Origin of the sequence: Nitrobacter sp. 62-23 (assembly GCF_001897285.1) — a bacterium.
Lineage (GTDB): Bacteria > Pseudomonadota > Alphaproteobacteria > Rhizobiales > Xanthobacteraceae > Nitrobacter.
Map to the genome: position 1 here is coordinate 28,783 of NZ_MKSM01000106.1, position 6,529 is coordinate 35,311.

The 6,529-nt window shown below is 63.8% G+C and carries 8 protein-coding genes; 2 read left to right on the plus strand and 6 right to left on the minus strand.

The features are described 5' to 3' along the window. Positions 1 to 7: 7 nt before the first annotated feature. Complete coding sequence (locus BGO16_RS11245; protein WP_292618792.1) at positions 8 to 631, minus strand: class I SAM-dependent methyltransferase; 624 nt, start codon at positions 629 to 631, stop codon at positions 8 to 10. A 78-nt stretch (positions 632 to 709) separates the two neighbouring features. Next, positions 710 to 1,240, minus strand: coding sequence for a GNAT family N-acetyltransferase (locus BGO16_RS11250; RefSeq protein ID WP_292618794.1), 531 nt, complete (start codon positions 1,238 to 1,240; stop codon positions 710 to 712). 112 nt (positions 1,241 to 1,352) lie between these two features. Between BGO16_RS11250 and BGO16_RS11255 the strand changes: the two genes are divergently transcribed. Both BGO16_RS11255 and BGO16_RS11260 read left to right on the plus strand, forming a co-directional pair. After that, positions 1,353 to 2,096, plus strand: coding sequence for an SDR family NAD(P)-dependent oxidoreductase (locus tag BGO16_RS11255; protein ID WP_292618795.1), 744 nt, complete (start codon positions 1,353 to 1,355; stop codon positions 2,094 to 2,096). 212 nt (positions 2,097 to 2,308) lie between these two features. Beyond that, positions 2,309 to 2,473: a hypothetical protein gene (locus tag BGO16_RS11260; protein WP_292618796.1), complete on the plus strand. Its 165-nt coding sequence runs from the start codon at positions 2,309 to 2,311 to the stop codon at positions 2,471 to 2,473. A gap of 22 nt (positions 2,474 to 2,495) precedes the next feature. On the opposite strand, the gene der is transcribed toward BGO16_RS11260, so the two are convergent. The 4 genes from der to panB all read right to left on the minus strand — a co-directional run bounded on the left by der (position 2,496) and on the right by panB (position 6,267). Then, entirely contained in the window at positions 2,496 to 3,878 is a 1,383-nt protein-coding gene (gene der / locus BGO16_RS11265) for a ribosome biogenesis GTPase Der (RefSeq protein ID WP_292618797.1), read from the minus strand. A 196-nt stretch (positions 3,879 to 4,074) separates the two neighbouring features. Then, positions 4,075 to 4,596 (minus strand): hypothetical protein, encoded by a 522-nt coding sequence (locus BGO16_RS11270; protein WP_292618799.1) that lies wholly within the window; start codon positions 4,594 to 4,596, stop codon positions 4,075 to 4,077. A 39-nt stretch (positions 4,597 to 4,635) separates the two neighbouring features. Then, positions 4,636 to 5,289 carry a tetratricopeptide repeat protein gene (locus BGO16_RS11275; RefSeq protein ID WP_292618801.1) on the minus strand — a complete coding sequence of 218 codons (654 nt, stop codon included), beginning with the start codon at positions 5,287 to 5,289 and terminating at the stop codon, positions 4,636 to 4,638. 153 nt (positions 5,290 to 5,442) lie between these two features. Next, on the minus strand, positions 5,443 to 6,267 hold the full coding sequence (panB, locus tag BGO16_RS11280; RefSeq protein WP_292618802.1) for a 3-methyl-2-oxobutanoate hydroxymethyltransferase: 825 nt from the start codon (positions 6,265 to 6,267) through the stop codon (positions 5,443 to 5,445). Positions 6,268 to 6,529: the final 262 nt, after the last annotated feature.

Here is a 6,529-nt window from a genome sequence, read left to right on the forward strand (position 1 = left end):
GAGCGCGTCAGCAGTCGGCGTGGCCGCTTCCCGCCGATCGCGCCAGCCATATCGTGTGGCCGCCGCATGCTGCGTCTTCGGCAACGTAGTCGAGGACATCAAATCCGTTGGCACGCAGCAACGCTCGGTATTCGTCGGGATCGAGACTGGCGTGGTACAGCGCCTCGCCCTGATACGATCCGATCGCCTCGCCCGCACGCGGGCCGCTGGTGAACAGCAGCGCGCATCCTTCCGCAGCATGCGCAGCAAAGATCGCAAACATCGCCCGCTGATCGGGTTGTGCGAGATGAAAAAAGCTGTCCCATGCGAGAATGCCACCGAATCGGCGGCCGAGGGCGAGCCCACGCATATCGGCAACTACCCACGACTGCTCCGGAAAGCGCCTCCGGCAAATCGCGATCATCGTCTTCGACGAATCGACGCCGGTCACGTCATGCCCGGCAGCGATGAGATAACGCGCGATCGGCTCGCCCGATCCGCAACCGACATCGAGGATGGCCGCTCCGGCGCCTGCGATCGTACGAAATCGGTCAAGCCAGCCGCGTTCGAACAGGCTCCTGCCGCGCTCGCGATCGAAGACCTGCGCGTGCCGTTCGTACAGGTCGACGATCCGGTCCGAGGGCACACTCATCGAAAGATCTCCGGCCTATAGCGTTTTCGAGCGAAGTGGGGACCGGTTCGCGTGAAGAAAACGCGTCGAATCAAAAAGCTAGAGCCGCCGGACCATGAAAACCGCAGCGTTGCTGTAACCGCTCAGTTTCCGCATGAGCGCCACGTCCCGGATTTTATCGAGCGCGATCTCGCGGAAGCCGTGGCGTCTCCAGAAACCCGCGGAGCCATTGACTGCCACCAGTGACGCGGTGCCGAGCTTTTCCCTGCCCGCCTGCGCGAGCATCCGGGCAACCGCCATCGCCGCCGCGCCGGTCCCTCGCAATTCGGGCAGCAATGCGATGTCATGGATGTAGTAGGTCTCCGGGTGGCGGGGTAAGATGCCAAGCCGTGAATTCAACGCCGGCGGGTCCATGGCGCGCCACGGATGGCTGACGGCATACCCCACGATGGCCGCACCATCGTGGAAGACGAGGCAGCCGGCCGCGTAGAGCCGGAGTCGCTCGGCGAACACCTCCGCGTCCTCCGGGAAAGCGGGATGAACCTTCTCCGCGACTGTCCGGACCAGCGGCAGGTCGGCGGCCGACATCGGTCGCCATTGTCCTTTGGCTTCGCCAGATAATTCAGGCATAAGGCGCACAACTCCCCTGCTTCCCATCCTGATGATCCGGTTCTAACATTCGCATCCCGTTTCAGCAGGTTCTTTTGTCAATCCGCCCCGCCAGCACAAAGCATTCCAGTCCATGACAAAACCACTCGCCTCCCGTATCGCGCTCGTGACCGGAGCCTCGCGCGGCATCGGCTACGCCACCGCGCGCGCGCTCGCAAAAGCCGGGGCGCATGTGATCGCGGTGGCCCGCACGCAAGGCGGGCTCGAAGAGCTTGACGACGACATCGGCAAGGACGGCGGCAGCGCGACGCTGGTGCCGCTCAATCTCACCGACTTCGACGGCACCGCACGGCTCGGCGCCGCATTGAACGAGCGCCATGGCAAGCTCGATATTCTCGTCGGCAATGCCGGCATCGCCGGTCCGTCCTCGCCGCTCGGCCACATCGATCTGAAGCCGTGGCAGGACGTCATGGCGATCAACGTCACCGCGAATTTTCAGTTGATCCGCTGCATGGAGCCATTACTTCAGAAATCCGATGCCGGACGCGCGGTATTCGTCACCGCCAGCGCCGCCAGCAAGGCCAACGCCTATCGCGGTCCCTATGCGGCCTCGAAGGCCGCGCTGGATACGCTGGTGCGATGCTGGGCGAACGAGACGGCCACGACGCCGATCCGGGTCAACCTGTTCAATCCCGGGCCGGTTCGCACCCGCATGCGGGCCATCGTGTTTCCCGGCGAGGATCCGATGACGCTGGTTACGCCTGAACAGATTGCCGAATTCATCGTCCCGATGTGCCTTCCGTCCTGGAGCGAGACCGGCAAGCTCTACGACTACAAAAGCCGTAAGGTGATGAGCTTCCATCCGCCGTCTGCTTAGAGTCGTTGGCAGCTTGGCGGAATCGGAATGTCGATCTTCTTCACCTCTTCCCGCCGGGGGTGAGGGGTACCCCAACCCTCTGCACGCCCCACGATATGGCGGCTGTCTCTGGCATTCCGCTCCGGCGCACTGAACCGTTTTGGACGGTTGCCTCACAAATGACCGGAACTTGATGCGCGATGGACCCGTCTCGATCGGGTCAGGAGCTGTCGATGCGAGCCGTTGTCGAGCGCGTGATGCGTGCCTTTACCCTCAAGAACCCGCCACCCAGCGAGGCGGACGACGGTCGCCGGAGCCCGGCCGAGTTCGCGGCGGAATTGCTGGAGAATTACAGGGCGCAGCTTCTGCAACGCGCGCAGCCGCCCCGCAGCCGCTGATCCACCTTTTGCGAATACGCGCTCACGACTTGCGTTTGCGCTTGTGCGCGAACGGATTGGCCTTTTCGCGAAGCGTGATGCGGATCGGCGCGCCCGGCAGATCGAACACCTGGCGCAAGCTGTTGACGAGATAGCGCAGATAGGATTCCGGAACCGCATCCGCCCGCGAACAGAACACCACGAAACTGGGTGGCCGGGCCTTGGTCTGGGTCGCGTAGTTGAGCTTCAGCCGCCGGCCCGAGACCGCTGGCGGCGGGTTGGTATCGACCGCCTGCTGGAACCAGCGATTGAGCGCGGCCGTCGGCACCCGATGATTCCAGACGGCGTAGGCGTCCTGGATCGCCGTCATCAGGCCGTCGATTCCCTCGCCCGTCAGGCCGGAGACGGCGATGACCGGCACGCCCTTGACCTGCGGCAGCCAGTGATCGGCATCGCGGCGCAACGATGCGATCCCGCCCGACCCGCGCGGCATCAGATCCCATTTGTTGACGGCAATCACCAGCGCGCGGCCCTCGCGCTCGATCAGGTCGGCGATGCGCAGGTCCTGCTCCTCGAACCTGTTCTGCGCATCCATCATCAGCACGACGACTTCGGCAAACCTGACGGCGCGCAAGGTGTCCGCCACCGACAGCTTTTCGAGCTTCTCCTCAATGCGCGACCGGCGCCGCAGCCCGGCGGTATCGAAGATACGAAAATCGCGTCCTTCCCAGTTCAGTTCGACCGAAATGGAATCCCGCGTGGTGCCGGCTTCCGGGCTCGTCAGCAGCCGTTCCTCGCTGAGCAGATGATTGATCATCGTCGACTTGCCGGCATTGGGACGCCCGACGATCGCAACGCGGATCGGCCGCTGCGAGACATCCTCGGACGCGATGATCTCGTCATCGTCGAATTCCTCGGCTTCCTCGGCTGGCTCGGGCATCACGGCACGCAACGCATCGTAGAGATCGCCCATGCCCTCGCCGTGCTCCGCGGACACGCCGACCGGATCGCCGAGCCCCAGCGCATAGGACTCCAGCGCGCCGGCGTCGCCGTGCCGCCCCTCGCTCTTGTTGGCGACGAGAACAACTGGCTTGTCGGCGCGGCGCGCGAAATCGGCAAAGGAACGATCGGTCGGCGTCAGGCCCGCGCGCGCATCGAAGACAAACATCAGCGCGTCGGCGGCCGCGATCGCCGCCTCGGTCTGCTCCTGCATACGCGCCGTCAGCGAGCCGCGCGGCCCTTCGTCGAGGCCGGCGGTATCGATCACCGTGAAATCGAGGTCCCCCAGCCGCGCCTGACCTTCGCGGCGGTCGCGCGTCACGCCCGGCTCGTCATCGACCAGCGCCAGCTTCTGCCCGACCAGACGGTTGAACAGCGTCGATTTGCCGACATTGGGCCGGCCTATGATGGCAACAGTAAAGGACATCGGCGTGGACTGCCTTCCGCTTCTAATGGTATCAGAAGCGGAGCTCTATGTTTTTGATTTGACGCGTTTTCTTTACGCGAACCGGTAGCCACTTCGCTTGAAAACGCTCCAGCAGGATGTTGAAAAAGTCTCGACGGGCGTCAATTCCGGGACCGGAAGGTTTTCAACAACCTGTTAGAGCATGATCCCGACCCTGTCAGCGCTGGAAGCTGCCGCTGGGCACCGGCGCCGGAAACGGCGAGGCATCCGGTGGCTGTTGCGGCGCGGCCTCCTGCTGCGGCGCCGGTTCGTCCTTGGGCAGCGAGGTGGCCCGGCGATGGACCAGCCGCTTCGGCTTGCGGGGCGGCTCAGCGGCGGCGGCGTCATCCGCGCCACCAGCCGGCGCCGGCGCGCCGGCCGATCCGGCGGCTGCCCCAGATCGCCGCGCATGCCCGGTGGTGCCAGCCGGGGGCGAGGCCGTAACTGCCGCGGTGGACTGTTCCTGCTGCTGCTGTTCAACGTTGCTCTTGTAGAGATCCTTCGGCACGCCCTGCTCGATACCCGGGACACCGTCAGGGAAAACCGGCTCGCGTTTGCCCGGAAGTTTTTTCTTCGTATCGAGGAAGTCAAGCATATCGGACGGATCCCAATTGCTCATGCCGCCGCCACCGCAACCGGCGAGCGCGCCGCAGAGCGAGATCAGAACAGCGGAGGCAATCAGGCGTTGCGAGCGGCGCATCGGCAGTTCTCGTTCAAAACTTGAGTTCGGCACACCTGCTCAGCTCTTCGCAACCGGCGGCAGCAGGGCTTGCAAGGCTTCGGCGCGGCTGCGCAGGCTGGACGGCGTCTGGCCGTCCGCGCTTATCATGTCGAGCCATTTTCGCGCGGCTGCCGTATCGTTGGCACGCCAGGCGGACAACGCCAGCAGTTCGCGCGCAGTGTGGCGGAAGGTTGCCTCGGGGGCTGTCGCCGGCTCCAGCCGCTGCAGCATGTTGTTGTAGGTCTCGGTATCCAGCAGCAATTCGGCGGCCCGCACGCGCGCGAGATCACGCTCCGCGCCGTCGAATCCGCTGTCGGCGACAATCGCGTCGTAGAGCTTGACCGCCTCCTTGGGATCACGCTTGCCGGCTTCGGCCGCGGCGCGAAGGAGCGACAGGTTGCGATAACCGCGCGGCGCAGTCGCCGCCAGTTGCGTGAAGGCCGCTTCGGCTTCGGCATGCTTGTTCTGATCGGCGAGCGCCGCTGCCGCCTCGAAGGCCGAACCGGCCTCGGCGGACTTTTTGGCCTGGAAATATTCATACCCGCGCCAGCCGCCAACCGCGATAATGATCAGGACAGCGACGCCGACGATCAGCCCCGAATAGCGGGCCCAAATCTTCCCAAGCTGCTCCCGGCGCAGTTCTTCATCAACTTCGCTAAATAATTCAGACACTTGAGATTTCCCGTCCCCGTCTTCCGCGACCACGCGGCGCAGCCCCGTGTGCACATCCAGCCGATAGCGGCGGCGATACTTTAGCGATATGGCGCTGACAAGGCAAAGCGCGGGCTCGAGAGCCGGGCAGAGGCACGCGAACTCTCTTCGAGTTTAGCTCTTCGGCTTCATCGCATAAACGTGTTCGGGACCGGGAAAGGCGCGGCTGCGCACATCGCGCGCATAGCCCTCGATCGCAGCCTCGATCATGGGGCCAAGTTCGCCATAGCGACGGACGAATTTCGGCGCGCGTGGCGACAGGCCGAGCATGTCCTCCAGCACCAGCACCTGGCCATCGCAGGCTGCGCTGGCGCCGATGCCGATCGTCGGAATCGCCACATCCTTCGTGATCTTGCGCGCCAGCGGTTCTGCGACCGCCTCGATCACCATCGAGAACGCGCCGGCCTCCGCGACGGCACGCGCATCGTCCTCAATCGGCTGCCACGTTCCCTCCTCGCGTCCCTGCGCGCGAAACGAGCCCAGCGTGTTGATGGACTGCGGCGTCAGGCCGACATGCCCCATCACGGGAATGCCGCGCGCGGCGAGAAAGGCGATGGTCTCCGCCATCTTCACGCCGCCTTCGAGCTTCACCGCACCGCAGAGCGTCTCCTTGAGAATGCGCGCAGCGGAATGAAACGCCTGCTCCTTGGAAGCCTCGTAGGAGCCGAACGGCATGTCGACCACCACCAGCGCCTGTTGCGAGCCGCGCATCACCGCGCGGCCCTGCAGGATCATCATCTCCAGCGTGACGGGCACCGTGGTCTCGAAACCGTGCATCACGTTGCCAAGGCTGTCGCCGACCAGGATGACGTCGCAATAGCGGTCAACCAGCGCGGCGGTATGCGCATGGTAGGAGGTCAGCATCACGATCGGATCGCCGTTCTTGCGCGCGCGAATGTCGGGTGCTGTCCTGCGCTTCAAGGCCGACTGGACTGACATGACTAGTGGTCCGATTCCAACATTTGCATCCCGTTCCAGCGGTTCCCTGTGCAAATGCTGGAATCAAAGGACCACTAGCAAATATAATTTTCTAGTGGAGCTTTGAATTTGACATTCGCTTCTCGAACTTTGTTGCAATGTGGGTAGCGAATGTCAAATTCGCTCCACTAGGCTCGATACTCAATTGTTCTTGCGGTGATTGATTGGGGCTGATTCCTTGTGTCCGGGAGGATTTCCGGATGTCGAGGAAACGAGAAGTCTA

Coding starts and splice junctions, on each gene's coding strand:
- BGO16_RS11255 (WP_292618795.1), top strand. CDS start 1,353: ATGACAAAACCACTCGCCTCCCGTATCGCGCTCGTGACCGGAGCCTCG.
- BGO16_RS11245 (WP_292618792.1), bottom strand. CDS start 631: ATGAGTGTGCCCTCGGACCGGATCGTCGACCTGTACGAACGGCACGCG.
- panB (WP_292618802.1), bottom strand. CDS start 6,267: ATGTCAGTCCAGTCGGCCTTGAAGCGCAGGACAGCACCCGACATTCGC.
- BGO16_RS11260 (WP_292618796.1), top strand. CDS start 2,309: ATGCGAGCCGTTGTCGAGCGCGTGATGCGTGCCTTTACCCTCAAGAAC.
- BGO16_RS11270 (WP_292618799.1), bottom strand. CDS start 4,596: ATGCGCCGCTCGCAACGCCTGATTGCCTCCGCTGTTCTGATCTCGCTC.
- der (WP_292618797.1), bottom strand. CDS start 3,878: ATGTCCTTTACTGTTGCCATCATAGGCCGGCCCAATGTCGGCAAATCG.
- BGO16_RS11250 (WP_292618794.1), bottom strand. CDS start 1,240: ATGCCTGAATTATCTGGCGAAGCCAAAGGACAATGGCGACCGATGTCG.